This is a genomic window from Streptomyces sp. NPDC053755 (assembly GCF_040677675.1).
Taxonomy (GTDB): Bacteria; Actinomycetota; Actinomycetes; order Streptomycetales; family Streptomycetaceae; genus Streptomyces.
In genome coordinates this window covers 1-17,090 of record NZ_JBFASK010000040.1, presented here as the reverse complement: position 1 = coordinate 17,090, position 17,090 = coordinate 1, and the positions used below count along the sequence as shown (strand labels likewise).

General features: G+C 72.5%; 10 protein-coding genes. 6 read left to right on the top strand and 4 right to left on the bottom strand.

Going from position 1 to position 17,090, the window contains the following annotated elements:
- Positions 1 to 157: 157 nt before the first annotated feature.
- The gene (locus AB0K65_RS28105) at positions 158 to 1,228 is read right to left on the bottom strand and encodes a Ku protein (RefSeq protein ID WP_365721308.1); all 1,071 of its coding nucleotides are present in this window, start codon (positions 1,226 to 1,228) and stop codon (positions 158 to 160) included.
- Between the two features lie 59 nt (positions 1,229 to 1,287).
- Between AB0K65_RS28105 and ligD the strand changes: the two genes are divergently transcribed.
- Positions 1,288 to 2,172: a non-homologous end-joining DNA ligase gene (gene ligD, locus AB0K65_RS28100; RefSeq protein ID WP_365721306.1), complete on the top strand. Its 885-nt coding sequence runs from the start codon at positions 1,288 to 1,290 to the stop codon at positions 2,170 to 2,172.
- Between the two features lie 159 nt (positions 2,173 to 2,331).
- On the opposite strand, the gene AB0K65_RS28095 is transcribed toward ligD, so the two are convergent.
- Complete coding sequence (locus AB0K65_RS28095; protein WP_365721304.1) at positions 2,332 to 3,327, bottom strand: ATP-dependent DNA ligase; 996 nt, start codon at positions 3,325 to 3,327, stop codon at positions 2,332 to 2,334.
- 529 nt (positions 3,328 to 3,856) lie between these two features.
- Here AB0K65_RS28095 and AB0K65_RS28090 point away from each other — a divergent pair.
- From AB0K65_RS28090 to AB0K65_RS28070, 5 genes are all read left to right on the top strand, one after another.
- Positions 3,857 to 6,157 carry a PBS lyase gene (locus AB0K65_RS28090; RefSeq protein WP_365721380.1) on the top strand — a complete coding sequence of 767 codons (2,301 nt, stop codon included), beginning with the start codon at positions 3,857 to 3,859 and terminating at the stop codon, positions 6,155 to 6,157.
- Between the two features lie 179 nt (positions 6,158 to 6,336).
- Positions 6,337 to 7,152 (top strand): hypothetical protein, encoded by an 816-nt coding sequence (locus tag AB0K65_RS28085; RefSeq protein WP_365721378.1) that lies wholly within the window; start codon positions 6,337 to 6,339, stop codon positions 7,150 to 7,152.
- Complete coding sequence (locus AB0K65_RS28080) at positions 7,149 to 8,471, top strand: HAMP domain-containing sensor histidine kinase (protein WP_365721302.1); 1,323 nt, start codon at positions 7,149 to 7,151, stop codon at positions 8,469 to 8,471. The genes AB0K65_RS28085 and AB0K65_RS28080 overlap by 4 nt, the downstream gene beginning before the upstream one ends.
- Before the next feature lie 139 nt (positions 8,472 to 8,610).
- Positions 8,611 to 9,990 carry an FtsW/RodA/SpoVE family cell cycle protein gene (locus AB0K65_RS28075; RefSeq protein ID WP_365721300.1) on the top strand — a complete coding sequence of 460 codons (1,380 nt, stop codon included), beginning with the start codon at positions 8,611 to 8,613 and terminating at the stop codon, positions 9,988 to 9,990.
- Positions 9,987 to 11,465: a penicillin-binding transpeptidase domain-containing protein gene (locus AB0K65_RS28070; RefSeq protein WP_365721298.1), complete on the top strand. Its 1,479-nt coding sequence runs from the start codon at positions 9,987 to 9,989 to the stop codon at positions 11,463 to 11,465. The genes AB0K65_RS28075 and AB0K65_RS28070 overlap by 4 nt, the downstream gene beginning before the upstream one ends.
- Positions 11,466 to 11,567: 102 nt before the next feature.
- Here the strand turns inward: AB0K65_RS28070 and AB0K65_RS28065 are convergent, their stop codons facing one another.
- Together AB0K65_RS28065 and AB0K65_RS28060 are read right to left on the bottom strand one after the other, a co-directional pair.
- Entirely contained in the window at positions 11,568 to 12,092 is a 525-nt protein-coding gene (locus AB0K65_RS28065; protein ID WP_365721296.1) for a hypothetical protein, read from the bottom strand.
- A 5-nt stretch (positions 12,093 to 12,097) separates the two neighbouring features.
- The coding region (locus AB0K65_RS28060; RefSeq protein ID WP_365721294.1) for a ricin-type beta-trefoil lectin domain protein at positions 12,098 to 17,090 on the bottom strand (4,993 nt) is incomplete at its 5' end.

The window sequence follows — 17,090 nt, the reverse complement described above, 5'->3', positions numbered from 1 at the left end:
GGGGCGGAGGGCCGGGGGGGCGGAGGACCGCAGGTGCGAAGGGGCCGGGGGGGCGAGGAGCGCGGCGGCGTGGGGCGAAGGACGGCGGGGCCTGGCGGCGGGGGCGGAGGGACCGGCCGCCGCAGCCGGGGAAGGCCGCGCCCGCAGGCGCGGCGCCCTACGCCGAGCGCTTGCGCGGGGTCGCCTTCTTCGCCTGGGTCTTCTTCGGCTGCGTCTTCTTCGCCGTCGCCGTGCTCTTGGTCGCCGCCGTGCTCTTGGTCGCCGCCGACTTCGACGCCGACTTCCTGGCGGTCGACTTCCGGGCCGGTTCGGCCGTCTTCCTCGCCGCCGTCTTCGACGTGGACTTCTTCGCCTCCGTCTCCTTCGGTGTCGCCCGTGCCGCCGCCTTCTTGCGCGGCTTGAGCCGCGTCACGGAGGCCGGCCGCTCCGCCGCGGGAGCGGGCGCCGCCTCCCCACGGGCCTCCTTGGCCGCGCGGACGCTGCTCTCCAGCGCCGCCATCAGATCGATGACCCTGCCCTCCGCCGCCGGCTCGGCGGGCGCCACGGCCCCGCCGCCTTCCGCCTTCGCGGCGATCATCTCCTCGACCGCCTCCCGGTAGTCGTCGTGCAGGGTGGTGATGTCGACCTCCCCGAGCGTGGCCATCAACGCGTCCGCCAGGTCGAGCTCGGCCTCGCGCACCGACACGGGCGTCTCCGGCGCCACGCCCTCCGGGGCCCGGATCTCGTCCGGCCACAGCAGTCCGTGCATGGCGATCACGTCCTCCACCACCCGGAGCATCCCGAGCCGCTCCCGCCCCCGCAGGGCGTACTTCACCACCGCCACCCTCTCGCTGCGCTTGAGCGCCTCGCGCAGCAGGGCGTAGGGCTTGGCGGCCGGTACGCCGTTCGCCGAGAGGTAGTACGCCGCGTCCATCTGGAGGGGGTCGATCTCGCCCGCCGGCACGAACGACACGATCTCGATCGTCTTCGCCGTCGGCAGCGGAAGGGCCGCCAGGTCCTCGTCGGTGATCGGGATCATGGTCCCGTCCGCGTCCTCGTACGCCTTGCCGATCTCCGCCTGGGAGACCTCCTCGCCGTCCAGCTCGCACACCTTGCGGTAGCGGATGCGGCCGCCGTCCTCGGTGTGGATCTGGCGGAAGGACACGGACCGGCTCTCGGTGGCGTTCACCAGCTTGATCGGGATGCTGACCAGGCCGAAGGAGATGGCACCGTTCCAGATGGATCGCACGATTCACCCCTTTCGTGTGATCATGTAATGAAATGCCGGATTTATGGGAGTCTCATCCTATGACGCCGATCACGGAGGTGGAGGGGCGGCGCCTGACCCTCAGCAATCTGGACAAGGTCCTCCACCCGGTCACGGGCACCACCAAGGGCGAGCTGCTGCACTACTACGCCACCGTCGCGGACGCGCTCCTCCCCCATCTGCGCGACCGGCCGGTGTCCTTCCTGCGCTATCCCGACGGCCCGGACGGACAGCTCTTCTTCACCAAGAACCCCCCGCCCGGCACGCCCACCTGGGTGACGACCGCACCCGTGCCCCGCTCCGACGACCCCGGCGCCCGGCAGGTCGTCGTCCAGGACCTGCCCTCGCTGATGTGGGCGGCGAACCTCGTCGTGGAGTTCCACACGCCGCAATGGCGGAACGACTCCCCGGCCGTCGCCGACCGGATCGTCCTCGACCTCGACCCCGGGCCGCCCGCGACCGTCGTGGAGTGCTGCCGGGTCGCGCTCTGGCTGCGCGAACGGCTCGCCGCCGACGGCCTCCCGGCCTATGCCAAGACCTCCGGATCCAAGGGCCTGCACCTGCTCGTCCCGTTGGAGCCGACCCCGTCGGAAGAGGTGTCGGCGTACGCGAGACGGCTCGCCGTCCAGGCCGAGGCGGACCACCCCGAGCTGGTCGTGCACCGGATGAACCGCGCCCTGCGGCCGGGGAAGGTCTTCGTCGACCACAGCCAGAACGCCGCCGCCAAGACCACCGCCACGCCCTATACCCTGCGGGCCCGGTCACGGCCGACCGTCTCCGCACCGGTGACCTGGGAGGAGGTCGAGGCGTGCGACGACCCGGCGCGGCTCGACCTCGCCATGGACGACATCGCGCCACGTCTCCAGCGGTACGGCGATCTCCTCGGGCCGCTCTTCGAACCGGACCGGGCGGGGGCACTGCCCTGACGCTGCCGTCGCCGTACCGGCCGTGGGGGGGCCGGGAGTGTTTCTCCCGCCGGCCCGCGCCGGCCGTGAGGCCGGTGCGGCCGCCGGGGCGACCACCTCACGGACCCGGGTCGGCTCAGGAACCCGGCGCGACCGTCCCACGGACCCGTCGCGGCCGCCTCACGGCCCCGTCGCGCCTCCCTCGAAGTCCGCCGCCGACTCCTCCGGCGTCAGGTCGGGACGCAGCCGCAGCCACGACGGCTGGCGCAGCATCCCGGCCCGGGTGCGGACGGCGTAGCGGACCTCGCCCACCAGCCGGGGGAGCACCCAGTGGGCCCTGGCCCCGGCCGCCGGCGGCACCTCGGAGAAGGGGCACTCGTCGATCTCTGCGGCGTACAGCAGCCGGGCCAGGTCGGCGCGTTCCGCTTCGCTCCAGCCGGTGCCCACGCTGCCGACGTAGCGCAGCCCACCCGCGTGGCGCTGCCCCATGAGGACCGAGCCGGGCAGGCCGGACAGTCGGCCGCCGCCGGGCATCCAGCCTCCGACGACGATGTCGGCGGTGCGCATGTTGCGGATCTTGATCCAGTGGCGGGACCGCTCGCCCGGCTCGTACCGGGAGGTGATCCGCTTGCAGACCAGGCCCTCCAGGCCGTGTTCGCGGGTGGCACGGAGCGCGGTCTCGCCATGGCCCACCAGGGCGCCCGGGGTGGACCAGGTCGGGCCGTTCAGGGCCAGCCCCTCGAGTTCCTGCCGCCGCTGGGCCCAGGACCGGCCGGTCAGCAGCCGTCCCTCCAGGAACACCACGTCGAACAGGACGGCGTGCACCGGGTCCCGCGCGGCGAGCTGCCTCGCCCGGGCGGGCGAGGCGGCCAGTCCGAACCGCGGCTGGAGCCGGGCGAAGTCGCTGTGCCCGTTCTCGTCGAGCATGACGATCTCCCCGTCGAGGACCGCCGTCCGGCCCGCGGGCAGCGCCCTGCCCAGCGGGGCCAGCTCCGGGTAGGCGGCGGAGACGTCCTCGCCGGAGCGCGAGCGCACGAGCAGCGTGCCGTCCCCGGCGACGTAGAAGATCGCTCTTTGGCCATCCTGTTTCGTCTCGAAGGCCCATTCGGCGTCCTGCCGGGCGGGTGGCAACACGCCGGCCGTGGCGAGCATGGGGGCGATCCGGGGGAGATCCACGGATCAGTGGTCACCGGTGACGCCTGGCGCTATTCCCGGATCCCGGCCGATTCAGCCATGAGCCACACACGGCGGGCGGTTCGCGCGGCCCGACGACGAGCGCCGCCCCGCCGTCCGCCCGCCGCGGGCCCTCCGAGGGACGGCGGCCGACGACGCGGCATGACCGCCTGTCATACCCCGGCCGCCGCCCGCGCCGACCCGCGGCCACCTGCGACGACACGCCCCCGGGGTACGGCGGCGCGGGGCGGCACGCCGGGGCGCGACAGGGGAGCCCGTTCCGCGCGCTCCCCCGCTCCGTACGGCCGCGCCGGCGCACGCCCCGGCCTGAAACGGCCGATCGAGCCGTGGCGACCGGGAGGCGCGGCGAAGCCTTCGGGCGTCAACTCCTGTGCCCGATCCGCCGGATGGCGCAAAGCGAACGCCCGGCGCGGTGTTCGCCGGACGCGTCCGGTCAGCGGGTCCTCGTCGACCGTGACGTGGTGCACACTTGCTGCCTGGTACAGCGCTCACGGGGAAGGCGGCGGCCGGCATGCTGACGGGGATCGAGGAGGTCGACTGGGCCTCACTGGGGCATGCGTACGGCCCCGCGGACGACGTTCCGGAGTTGCTGCGCGGGCTCGCCTCGGACGATTCCACGGAGCGCGAGGTCGCCCTCGACGGCATGTACGGCACGGTGCACCACCAGGGTGACGTGTACGACTCGACGCTCGCCTGCATCCCCTTCCTGCTCGAACTGGTCGCCGACCCGGCCGTCCAGGACCGCGGCGGCATCGTGGAGCTGCTGACCAGCATCGGCGGGATCGACCTCGGCACGGACGACGACCTCGACGAGCTGGACGAACACGATCCGGGCGACGGCGACTTCATCCCGGCGGCCAACTACGCCATGGCCGCGGCCGCCGTCGCCGCGGGGGCCGACGTGTTCCTCTCGCTCGCCGGCGACCCGGACCCCGAGGTGCGGCTCGCCGCCCCGTGCGCGCTCGCCTCGATGCACCCGGATCCCGCCCGCGTCCTGACCCTGCTGCGGGAGCGGCTGACGGTCGAGTGCGACACGGAGGTGCGGCTCGCGCTGGTGGAGGCGGTCGGGCGGATCGCGCGCCGGCACGAGTCACTGCGGGCGGAGACCGTCGACTGGCTCGGCTGGCTCACCCGCGCGGCCCAGGCACCCGGGCTCCGGCTCGCGGCCCTCGCCCAGCTGGCCCGCTGCGCGCCCGCCGAGGTCCCGGACGACGTCGCGGAACAGGTCACGGCCCTGCTCGACGAGGTACGGGCCGCACCGCCGGAGCCCTCGGGCCCCTCGGATCCCTTCGCCCAGGACGGTCGCGACGATCCGCCCGCCCTCATGGGCCGGGTCCGCGACCTGCTCGGAGCGCTGCCGCCCGACCACCCCGCCGACCCGGCGCCGTACCGTGCCGCGGATCAGGCGGCCGGCCACCTGTCCGACCACACCGCAGGACCCTCCTCCGGCCATGTGGCCGAGGCCGGCGCCGGCCCCACCGGCGCTGCCGCCCCGACCCCGTGGACCGACGAACTCCTGCGCACCCTGCACACCGCTCTCGACGACCGCGTCGACGACCGCATCGCCCTGATCCTCGCCCAGCTCCGCAGCCCGGACCGGTCCCAGCGCTCCGACGCCATCTGGCTGTGCGGAGGGCTGATACGGATGTGGCGCGGGCGGTACGACGAGGTGGTGCGGCTCGTCGGGGTCCAGCTGGCCGACCCCGACCCGAGGCTGCGCGAGACCGCCACCTCCTTCATGGAGCGGCTCTTCGAGCTGACCGGTCCCGCGACGGACGCGCTCGCCGCGGCCGCCTCCCGGGTCGCCTCGGTCCCGCCCGCGCTGCGCGGCCACGACGGGCCGGACGCGCCGGGTGGTTCGCGCCCCGGCGCCCGGGCCGGCGCGAGCGCCTTCGTGCGCGCCGGGGGCTGCGGGGCACTGCTGGCCCTGGCCCGCTCCGGCGACGCCCGGGCGGTCCCGCTCCTCGCCAAGGCGCTCGCGGAGCCGGAGGTGCGCCGCGAACTCCTCTACGCGGTCGACGCGCTGGGCCCCGCCGCCGTACCGCTCGCGCCCGCCCTGCGCCGAAGACTCGCGCGGGTCGAGCTGGACGACCGGCTGTACGACCATGCCGCGCCGCTGCTCTTCGCCCTGACCGCGATCCGGGGCGCGCAGGCCCTGCCCGAGGTGCTGCGGGTGCTGCGGGGGGCGCCGCCCAACCGGAGGGACTGGGTGCGCGAGGCGGCGCTGAAGGCCCTGGCGGCCTTCGGCCCGGCGGCGAAGGAGGCCCTCCCGGACGTACGCGAACTGCTGGTCGGCGACTCGGCCTCGGTCGCCGCGAGCGCGGCGCTCGCCCTGTGGTCCGTGGAGGGCGACGCCGCCGCCGTGCTGCCCGCCTTGGAGGCGTGGCTGCGGCCGGGCACCCCCGCCCCGGAGTGGTGCGCGGCCGCCCGCGCGCTCGGTTCGATCGGCCCGGCGGCGGCGGACGGCGCGCCCGCCTTGCGTCACGGCCTGCGGGCCCGGGACCTGTGGGTGCGGGTGGCCGGCGCGGCGGCCCTGTGGCGGGTGACCGGGGACGTCGAGGCGACGCTGCCGGTGCTGCTCAAGGCCTGGGACGAGAACCCGCACGCGCGCGTGGACATCGCCGAATGCCTTGCGGAGATGGGACCGGCGGCGCGGGAGGCGGAGCAGGCGATCCGGGACGAACTGGCCAGGCGCCGCCGCCACAACGTGCGCGAACACGGCTCGGGCAGCCATGACATCCACCAGGACGAGAAGCTGGTGACCCTCTGCCGCGCGGCGCTCGACCGCATGGAGTGGGGCCGGCTCGGCTGACCGGCGGCGGCCGGAAGGCCAAAGGGGGCCACGGCCCGGGCCCGGGAGGCGTGCGGTACACGGTGGGGCGACCGTGGGTCGGCGGTCCGCGAGGCAACCGGTGGACAAAAAGGACTTCCCTACGAATAAGGTCTAGGGGAAGACCGACCGTCCCGAGGAGAAGCGTGAGACCGCGCGGAGTGCCGCTCGCCGCCGCCGTGGCCCTGGCCGCCGTGGCGGCGCTGTTCGGGCTCTCCGGCTGCGGCGACGAGGGCGGCCTCGAGAGCGCGGGCCCCACGCCCACCGCCGTCGGCCCGGTCCGTCTGTGGCCCGACCTGCCGCCCGCGACCGCGCCGCCCCTCGACTACGGCGAGACGGACACCGCACGCGTCCCCGGGGTCGCGGTCCCCGGTGACGACGTCCACCGCGTCGCCCCCGTGGCCGTGGTCCAGGCCGAGGTGAAGGCGCACCCCGACACGTACAGCGGGCCGGACGGCCTCTACGCGGAGACGGCCCGGCGGATCGGCCGGTGCCTGACCGAGCCTGCGGCCTGCCCGGTCATGAAGCCCTACTACCACGACCTGACCGGCAACGGCCGGGACGAACTGATCGTCGGCATCCGCATGCCCGACCAGCAGGTCGGCGTGCGCGTCTACCTCGCCGAGAACGGCGGCCTCACCCGGGTCATGTCCACCGTCGACCAGGTGATCAGCGTGGACCTGGCGGGCCGGGACCTGATCATGCGGGTCAGCTCGGCCGGCATCCCGGGGTACGAGTACCGCACCGCGTGGACGTGGGACGAGCAGCAGCACGCGATGCTCGCCACCCGCGACGAGATCATCCGGGTCAAGCCGCACACCCCGTCCCCCGCGCCCACCCCCGGCCCCCGCCTCGTCGACCCCACTCCCGGCGCCTCGCCCTCCACCGGCACACCCCCGGGCACCACACCCGCCCCCGTCCCGCCCCCCGTCCCCGCCCGGCCGCCCACCACCGCCCCCGAGGCGGGCCGCCCATGAGCCCCCGCCCGCGCCTGCCCGCCTGGACCGCCACCCTGACCTGGAAGGCCGCCGTCTTCATCGCGGTCATGTGCTGCGCGCTCGCCGCGCTGCTCGGCATCCTCGTCCACGTGTCGGTGGCCGGGCGGACCGTGGACGACTCCCGCGACCGGGCGCTCGCCCGGCTCACCACGGCCGCCCGCGCCTACGAGGCGGGCGAGCCGCTCCCCCGGTTCGCCGGGATCGACCCCGAGGGCCTGCCCGCCCCCCTGCGCGCGCTGGCCCTCAAGGGGGAGAGCGGCACCATGGTCGACTCGTACCGTGGCCGCCCGACGATGTGGGCGGCCGGCCCGGCCGACGGCCGCGCCCTCGCCGTACGCACGGACTACGCGGCGAGCGCGGAGACGATCAGCGGGCTCGACCGGTCGATCGTCGGGTCCTCGGTCCTGGCCATCGGGGCGACGCTGCTCGTCGGCGTGTTCGCGGTCACCCGGATCACCCGGCGGCTGCACCTGACCGCCCGGGTGGCCCGGCGGATCAGCGCGGGCGACCTCGACGCGCGCGTCGACGACCCCCGTACGCACGACCCCTCCCGCCCCCAGGACGAGGTCGCCACGGTCTCCGGGGCGCTGGACACCATGGCCTCCTCCCTCCAGCGCAAGCTGCAGAGCGAGCAGCGCTTCACCGCCGACGTCGCGCACGAGCTGCGCACCCCGCTGACCGGGCTGTCCGCCGCGGCCGAACTGCTGCCGGAAGGACGCCCCTCGGAGCTCGTACGGGACCGGGTGAAGGCGATGCGCGGGCTGACCGAGGACCTGCTGGAGATCTCCCGGCTCGACGCCCGCAACGAGACCGTGGACCTGGCGGTGCACGAACTGGGCCCGCTCGCCCAGCGGGTGGTGCGCGCCTCGGGGACGGACACCGAGGTGCGGATCGTCCGCGACACACCGGTCGAGACCGACCGGCGGCGCCTGGAGCGGGTGCTCGGGAATCTCGTCGCCAACGCCCACAGGCACGGGGCCCCGCCCGTCGTCGTGGCCGTGGACGGCCCGGTCGTCACGGTCCGGGACCACGGCGGCGGCTTTCCGCCGTACCTCCTCGACCTCGGGCCGCAGCGCTTCCGCACCGAGGGGCGGGGCAAGGGGCACGGCCTGGGCCTGACCATCGCGGCGGGACAGGCCGAGGTGATCGGGGCGCGCCTGGAGTTCGCGGCCGCGCCGGACGGCGGGGCGCTCGCCCGGCTGACCCTGCCGGAGTACGTCCCGGGCGAGGACGGGGCGGACGAGACGGGCACGGTAGGCGGCCCGGCGGGGACGCACCCTACGCCGCCGCCCGGCTGACGCCGCCCGAGTACGTCCCGGGCGAGGACGAAGGCGAGGGGGTGCGCGGCGCGGGCGGGGTGGCGGCGCCACCGGAGTGACGGCGGCACACCGTCACACATAAGGGATATAAGGCATACAGCTTGCTACGTTGCCGACCATGACCGCTACGACGGCGGACGCTCCCCCGTCCGGGCCGCGCGTCCCGAAGCGCCGCGGCGTGGAGCTCTCCCTCCTCGTCTGCGCCGTCCTGATCTCCGTCTACGGCTACGCCGGGGTCGGCCTCGCGGGCAGCGGCGCGGTGCCGCCGGACGCCGCCCGCTACGGCGCCGGCCTCGGCCTGCTCGCGCTCGTCGCCCACCTCGCCGTCCGCTTCCGCGCGCCCTACGCAGACCCGTTGTTCCTGCCCATCGCGGTCCTCCTCAACGGCCTGGGCCTGGTGCTGATCTACCGGCTCGACCTGGAGACGCCCTACGACCGGGCCGCGCCGACCCAGCTCATCTGGTCGACGCTCGGGGTGGCGCTGTTCATCGCCGTCGTCGTCCTGCTGCGCGACCACCGGGTGCTCCAGCGGTACGCGTACGTGTCCATGGCCACCGCGCTCGCCCTGATGGTCCTGCCGATCTTCTTCCCGGCGGTGAACGGCGCCAGGATCTGGATCAGGATCGGCGGACTCTCCTTCCAGCCCGCCGAGTTCGCCAAGATCCTGCTGGCCGTCTTCTTCGCCGCGTACCTCGCCGCCAACCGCAACGCGCTGGCGTACACCGGACGCAGGATCTGGAGGCTCCAGCTGCCCACCGGCCGGGTGCTCGGTCCGATCGTCGCGATCTGGGTGCTGAGCGTGGGCGTGCTGATCCTGGAGCGGGACCTGGGCACCTCGCTGCTCTTCTTCGGACTGTTCGTGATCACGCTCTACGTGGCGACCGGCCGGACCGGCTGGATCGCCGTGGGGCTGCTCCTCGCGGCGGTCGGCGCGTTCGCCGTCGGCTCGCTGGAACCGCACGTGCACAGCCGGGTCGAGGACTGGCTGAACCCCTTCGCCTCCATCGAGGCGGGTGACGGACCGAGCCAGCTCGCCCAGTCCCTCTTCGCGTTCGCGGCCGGGGGCATGCTCGGGACGGGCCTCGGAAGCGGCCACTCCGTACTGATCGGTTTCGCCGCCAAGTCCGACTTCATCCTGGCGACGGCGGGCGAGGAGCTCGGCCTCGTCGGCCTGACCGCGCTCTTCCTGCTGTACGCCCTGCTCGTCGCGCGCGGCTACCGCGCCGGGCTCGCCCTGCGCGACCCCTTCGGACGGCTGCTCGCCACGGGCCTCGCCTCGATCCTGGCGCTCCAGGTCTTCGTCATCGCCGGCGGGGTGATGGGCCTGATCCCGCTGACGGGCATGGCGATGCCCTTCCTGGCGCAGGGCGGCTCGTCCGTGGTCACCAACTGGGTCATCGTGGCCCTGCTGATCCGCGTCAGCGACTCGGCGCGCGCCCCGCGGCCCGAGGTGCCGGAGGCCGGGATCGTCGCCCCGGTGGTGGAGGAGGCCCGGTGATCCCGTACATCCGGCGCGCGGCCGCGCTCTGTCTCGTCCTCCTGGTGGCGCTGCTCGTCAACGCGGCCCGGGTGATGGTCTTCCAGGCCGAGTCGCTGGACGGGAACCCCGCCAACCGCCGCCCGGCGATCGCCCACTGGGGCCAGCCGCGTGGCGCCATCACGGTCGAGGGGCGCCCGGTGACCGGCTCGCGGGACAGCGGCGAGCAACTGCGCTACGAGCGCACCTACACCCAGGGGCCGTTGTACGCGCCGGTGACCGGCCACGCCTCGCAGACGTACGGCTCCACCCTGCTGGAGCGCGCCGAGGACTCCGTCCTCTCGGGCGCGGACCCGTTGCTGGCGCCGCTGCCGTTCTGGAACGACCTCAGCGGGAGGCGGCGGCCCGGCGGGACCGCGGTGACGACGACCCGGGCGTCGATGCAGGAGGCGGCGTACCGGGGGCTCGCGGGCAAGCGGGGGGCGGTCGCGGCGATCGAGCCGTCGAGCGGCCGGATCCTGGCGCTGGTCAGCTCGCCCTCGTACGACCCGGGCGAGCTGTCGGGGACGGGGCCGGCCGTGAAGGAGGCGTGGGCGCGGCTGACCACCTCGCCGAACCAGCCGATGCTGAACCGGGCGATCCGGCAGACCTACCCGCCCGGCTCCACCTTCAAGATCGTGACGGCGGCGGCGGCCCTGGACACGGGCGCGGTGACGGACGTGGACGCGCCGACGGACACCCCGGACCCGTTCGTCCTGCCGGGCACGCGGCACGTGCTGCCGAACGAGGCGAAGGGGTGCGCGAACGCCTCGCTGGCGTACGCGATCCAGTGGTCGTGCAACACGGTGATGGCCGGCCTGGGCGTGAAGGTGGGCCTGGAGGGGATGGCCGCCGCGGCCCGGGACTTCGGCTTCGACGACACGAGGCTGACGATCCCCACCTGGGTGGCGAAGTCGAACTTCGACACGGCGATGAGCGACGACCAGCTGGCGCTGTCCTCGATCGGGCAGTTCGACACGACGGCGACGCCGCTGCAGATGGCGATGGTCGCGGCGGCGGTCGCCAACAACGGCGAGATCGCCCACCCCCACCTGGTGGAACGCACGACGACCGCGGGCGGCCGGACGGTCGCCACGACGGGCCGCCGCACCTACCGCCAGGCGATGCGCCCCTCGACGGCGACCCGGCTCCAGCGCCTGATGGTCAAGGCGGTCACGGAGGGCACGGGCACCCCCGCCGCGATCCCGGGCGCCACGGTCGGCGGCAAGACGGGCACGGCCCAACACGGCCTGGGCAACATCGGCACCCCCTACGCCTGGTTCATCGCCTGGGCCCAGGCCCCCGACTCGGCCCAGCCGGCGGTCGCGGTCGCGGTGGTGATCGAGGACGCGGAGGCCCGGAGGACGGAGATCAGCGGGGGCGGGAGCGCGGCGCCGATCGCACGGGCGGTGATGGAGGAGGGGCTGCGGCTGGAGGCAGAGGGGCGGGGGCGGTGAGGCGCGAAAGGGCTTCACCGCCTCGGACCACGAGAAGGGGTGAAGCCCCGGCCGTCACGGCCGGGGCTTCACCCCTTCGATGCGTGGCGGAAACGCCAGGCGTCAGATCTCTTCCTGTTGCAGGTCCCAGGGCAGGCGGTCGCCGGCAGCGGCCTGCACTGCACGAAGCCTCTCCAGGTCCTCCTCGATCAGCATGAGCGACTCGAAGGCGTAGGCGGCACCGGCGAGCGACTCGCCCTGCATCACCTCCGCGTAGAGGACCCATAGGCCCTCGCGTGCTGCGGCGACGCAATCAGCCGCCTCCGGGGCTCCGGAATCCACGGCCGGGCCGAGGATACGCAGCAACGACCCGAGCGTCTCACGCCTCGCGGGTTCGGACAGCGGACCGAGCAGGGCGGCGAATGCCACCGAGACGAAGGCGGACGACGCCGACACGAGGCTCTCGCCCGGTGTCATCACATGGTCCTGCACCGCGGGAAGGAACGCCTCGCCATTGTCATGTTCCTCGCCGAGGCCGACCAGATCCCTGATCATGCCCGGGAGGTGCGCAGCCCTCTCACCGCAACCACAGTCCATCTGCTCCCAATCGAGCTTCTGGATTTCGATCTCGAAGAGATTCATCGCCACTGCCTCTAGTCTCCCCACGGGCCGCCGGGTTCGCCCTGAATCCCGGGTACGAAATTGTCGCGGCTGGGATAGTCCGCCTGACATCTTACGCACACCTTCTTCAGCATGGCCGTCCATTTGCGGTCGCTGTCCCGCGCCATCTGATACGCATTGGTGAAGATGACCTCGTCGATGTTTCCTCCCAAGGCAATCAACGCATTGCCTTCGGCGCAGTATCCGCCGCCGGAGGAAGCGAGCACGGTATCGCCGGTACGAGTGTTGATGGCACCGACGAACGTGCGGGTCCGCGTCGCCGCGCTGGAGGCAAGCGCCGCGTAGGTCGGGACGCGCTCTGCGACTTCCGCGAGGCGTTGGTCCAGGTCCCAGTTCGCCGGCGCGCGGTCGATGTCGACGTTCGGCGCCCTGCCATTGGATTCACCACGCGTGCTGGGCACCTTGCCGGAACCGCCACCACCGCTGGATCCACCATTGGACCGGGACGATCCGCCGGAGCTGCCACCGGCACCACCGGACTTGCCACCACCTGCCGAGCTCTTGCCGCCTCCGGAGCTCTTGCCGCCAGACCCGGAGTGGGAGGACGACTTGGGCGCGGACTTGGCCTGGGCCTGCTTCTGGGTGGGATTACCCGTCTTCCGTTTTGCGGCAGCCGCCGCGTCGGCCTTTCTCTTGGCCTCTTCGGCTGCCTTCTTCTTGGCTCTCTGGGCGGCCTCCTTCTTGGCCTTCTCGATGGCTGCCTTCTTGGCCTTCAGTGCGGCTGCCTCGGCTGCCTTGGCCGCCTTGAGCACCGCCTCCGCGGCGCGCTTGGCCGCCTTGAACGCCTGGATGGCGTCGATAGTGCGGTTGATCGCCTTCAGAACCGACGGGATCTTGCCGAGCTTCGTCCATGGAATGGCGTCCAGGATGATGCTGCCACACGACCACATGTCACCGCCGAAGCAGGCCATGGCGTCGTTGATGCCGATGAAGTCCTTCAGCGTCTCCCAGGCGATCGAGAGGATCACCGAGGTCAGGGACTTGCCCATAGTCGCCTGCGCCTGCGCGACCTGCGCCGCGGACAGACCCGCGCCCGCGAGGGCCGCGGCCCGCTCGGAGGCGGTCAGGCTGATAGCCAGACCCGTGGGATCGGAGTACGTGACCGGGTTGTTCTGCGCGTACGCGTACCCGTTGGCCTGCAGCGGGTCGTTGATGTCGAGCGCAGGGTCGACGGACAGGAAACGTCCGACCACCGGGTCGTACAAACGGGCGCCCAGCGGCTGGAAGCCGGAGGCGTCGTCGCGGGTCTTGCCCAGGAAGCCCTTGTGGTTCTGGAGGTTGGCACCGGTGGTGCCGCGCTCGTTGCCGAAGGGGTCCTGCTTGCGGATGCGCACCGACTGACCGCCGTTGAGGGCGACCTCCGTGTACGCGCTGCCCTGGTGGTCCGTGGTCTGGGCGACCAGGGTCTCCCCGCCGGTGCCGTAGGCGTAGCGCATGACCGCACCGCCGGGAACCGGGTAGGTGCGCTGGGTGTTGACCAGAACGCCGCCCTGCTGGACGGTCACCTCGGCCTCGCCCAGGTGGAGCGTGGCCTGCTTGCCCTTGATGGTGAGCAGACGAGAACCGTCGGGGCCGTAGACGTGACGGGTGTCGTTCTGCGGCAACCACTGCTGGGCCGCGGAAGCGGCGTCGCAGGTGGCGAGCACGATCGGCGTCGCGTTCACGTTCGCCGCGCCCTGCACCGCGAGGCACAGACCGGAGGCGGCATGGGTCAGTTGACCGGCGGTATTGCGCTTCAGTTCCTGCGCGGCCGAGCCGTTGCACACCTGGACCTGGACCGCCGACCCGGCCGTGTTGGCGGCGGGCTGGAGGCACCAGGAGCCGTTCACCGAGAGCGAGCCCCGGTTGGGGTCGGCCTGCGGCGCCGTCGCCGTGCCCGGGGTGGGCGTGAACTTGAGGTTCTGCGCCATCGAGGCGTTGCAGGCGTAGAGCTGGATCGGCTGGCCGGTCGCGCCCAGACCCGACTTCAGGTCCAGGCACTTCTGGCCGAGACCCACGTACGGGGTCTTGCCGCCGGTGCCCGCACCGGTGATGCGGTCGACCTGACCGTCATAGGTCCAGGTCAGGTCCTGCTTGTCGCCGTTCTCGACCGAGGTGATCGTCTTGGTTTCACCGGTGAGCTCGTACAGCCGGGTGACCTCGGCGGTCACGTCGGCGCCGGCCGGCGTCTTGTACTTCTTCGTCACCTTGGTCAGCGTGTGCGGCTGGTCCTTGGCGGCGTTCTTGCCGTACGCGTACGTGGTGACCGCGTTCTTGGTGGTGTCGCCCGTGAGGTCGTTCTCGGTCAGCTTGGTGCGGTCGCCGAGCAGGTCGTACTCGTACTCCTGCCAGTAGCCGGAGCTGTCCGCACCGGCAGCGACCCGGAGCGTGCCGTCCGCGTTCTTGTTGAGCGTGCCGTCCGCGTTCCTCGGGTTGACGCAGCTCGTCTGGTCCTTGGAGGTCCAGGCGGACTTCAGCTGCCCGATCGGGTCGTAGGCGAAGCACTGGCGCTCCGCGATCCCGGTGGACTTCTCCTGGATCGAGGTGACGTTGCCGGAGGGGTCGTAGCCGTAGGCCCGGTTCGAGACCAGGTTGCCGGCGACGATGCTCCTGTCGGCCGTGGTGTCGCCGGCGCCGCCCTTCTCGCGGTAGACGGACTGCTCGGCCAGCTCACCGCTGGACTCGTCGTAGGAGTTCTGCGTCCAGACCCGGTACGGCTGCGCACCGAGGGTGGAGCGCAGGACCTGGCCGTACGGAGAGTAGACCGTCTCCGAGCCGTACCAGTCCTTGCCGGAGATGGAGAGGGGCTTGCCGTCCTTGTTGTAGCGGACGACCAGCTTCTCGGCGCCGAGCTTGCCCACCTCGGGAAGGGTGGTCTCGTCCAGCATGCCGCGGTCGTTGTACGTGTAGTCGTACCGGTAGTCCTTCTTCAGACCCCACGTGTCGACCATGGACTGCGGCAGGGACAGCGTGGTCGCGGTCGGCTGGTACTCCTTGGTGTAGCCGTTGATCGCCTGCGTGTACGCCTCGCCGTCGGTGTAGCGGGTGGCGGTGGCGGGCATGCCCTTGCCGCCGGCAACCGTGTCGTACGTGAACGAGGCCAGCAGCTTGCCGGTGGCGTTGTTCTCCCGGAGTTCCTTCGGCCGCGACAACTCGTCGTAGCCGTTCCAGATCGTGATGCCACGGGCATTGGTGGTCGTCTCAACCCGGCCGAAGCTGTCGAAGGCGGTCCGGGTCGTCCCCGAGTCCGGGTCGGTCGCCGTCTCCACCTGGGCGTTGTGGTTGTACGTCCAGGACCACGGGTGGGTCGGGTCCGCCGAAGCGGTCGCCTTCATGACCTGGCCGCGCGCGTCGTACTCGTAGCGCGTCGACGTGAACCCGCCGGGGGCCGCCGGGTTGAAGGTGTCCGTTCGCAGCGTGCGGCCGGTCGCGTCCGTCCAGACACGGTAGGACGAATCACCCTGCGGGTTGATGACCTTCGACCAGTCCTCGCCGTACTCGTATCGGACGGCCCGCTCCGGGACCTCCTGCGAGATGGCCTCGGTCGTGCCCGGGAGCTTGACCTTGAGGACCGGCATCTCCTCCAGCACGCGGCCGAGGCCGTCGTACTTGTAGCGGGTGATGTTCGGAACCGCGGTGTCCGCCAGAGGGGTGAACAGCTCGCCGTTTGGGTCGTCCTGGTTCAGGTAGGCGTTGTTGGTCTGGTAGATCTCACCGGCGTCGTTGTAGAGAGTGTCGGTGATCAGACGGCCGCCGCCTTCCGCCTGCTCCTGCGACTGCCGCTCGCGGCCCAGACCGTCGTAGAGCGTGACGGACTTCTCGATCCGGTCCTCGTAACCACGCGCGTACGTGGTGACGTACGGAGGCCTGCGGATCTCGCGCTCAGCGTCTTGCGGATCCACTTCCGGCTTGGGGATGGTGTACTCGGCCCGGAAGTCGGGCACCGCACCCGCGGCGGGGGTCCGGCCCGGAGCCCACGCTTCGGCCAGCCGGCCCAGCGGGTCGTACACGGCCTCGCTGACGTGGTTGTTGGCGTCGGTCGTCTTGACGGTGACCGAGCGGCCCGGCTCCAGCTCGTTGACCTGGGTGTGGCCGAGCACATTGGTCGACGTGACCTTGAAGACCTGACCGGTGGCCGGCCCGATGGCCTCGTACTTGATCGTCGAGGACTTGGGCGTCGGCTGGGTCAGCTGGTCCGCCGGGGTCTCCTTGACCACCCGACCAACGGCGTCGAACTCCTTGGTCCCCGTGCTCTGGAAGCCGCTGCCGGCACCGTTGAGCGTCCATGCCTGAGTGGCCAGACCGCGGGTCGAGGCCCCGAGCGCGGTCCCGTACGACGTGCCGTCGTAGGCCGTACGGTTGGCCCCCGTCAGCGAGCCGAGGTCGGACCAGTTGGCGTTCGCGCAGGTCGTCGGCGAGACCATGACCTGCTTGGACAGGCCGATCAGGTTCGCATCGGTTTGGTGCAGGTAATCCAGCTTGGTGCAGGACTCGTCACCGTTCTTGCCGGTGTCGCCGAGTGACTCCACGAGCGTCGGAAGCCCGTAGGTCGGTTCGTACGTCGTCGTCGACTTCACCGAGCGCAGCGTGCGCGGGTCGTCCGTGTTCAGGCCCGACGACTTGGTGTACGCGATCTCCTCGGGCTCCGTGACCCGCCACGCCTTCAGCGGCTTGAGCCCGTCGCCGAGGTCGCGGCTCGCCAGCTCCGTCGCCTCCGGGATCGTGACGCTGCGGGTCAGCCAGTTGGTGTCCGCGTCGGTGGCGTTGGTGTAGGAGAGCTCTTCGGCGATGCGGCCGGCGAACGCCTCACGGTCGTAGACGGTGGAGCCGTCGGACGCCTTGATCACGTTGCCGTGGACGTCCTTGACCGGGACGGTGTCGCCCATGCCGCGGAAGAAGCGGCTCACGGCCTTGGTCCGCGGGGCGTCGACGCCGGGGGTGTTCTCGCCCGTGGAGCCCTCGCCGCTGTCCACGTCCGACGGCTTG

Coding starts and splice junctions, on each gene's coding strand:
- AB0K65_RS28090 (WP_365721380.1), top strand. CDS start 3,857: ATGCTGACGGGGATCGAGGAGGTCGACTGGGCCTCACTGGGGCATGCG.
- ligD (WP_365721306.1), top strand. CDS start 1,288: ATGACGCCGATCACGGAGGTGGAGGGGCGGCGCCTGACCCTCAGCAAT.
- AB0K65_RS28080 (WP_365721302.1), top strand. CDS start 7,149: ATGAGCCCCCGCCCGCGCCTGCCCGCCTGGACCGCCACCCTGACCTGG.
- AB0K65_RS28075 (WP_365721300.1), top strand. CDS start 8,611: ATGACCGCTACGACGGCGGACGCTCCCCCGTCCGGGCCGCGCGTCCCG.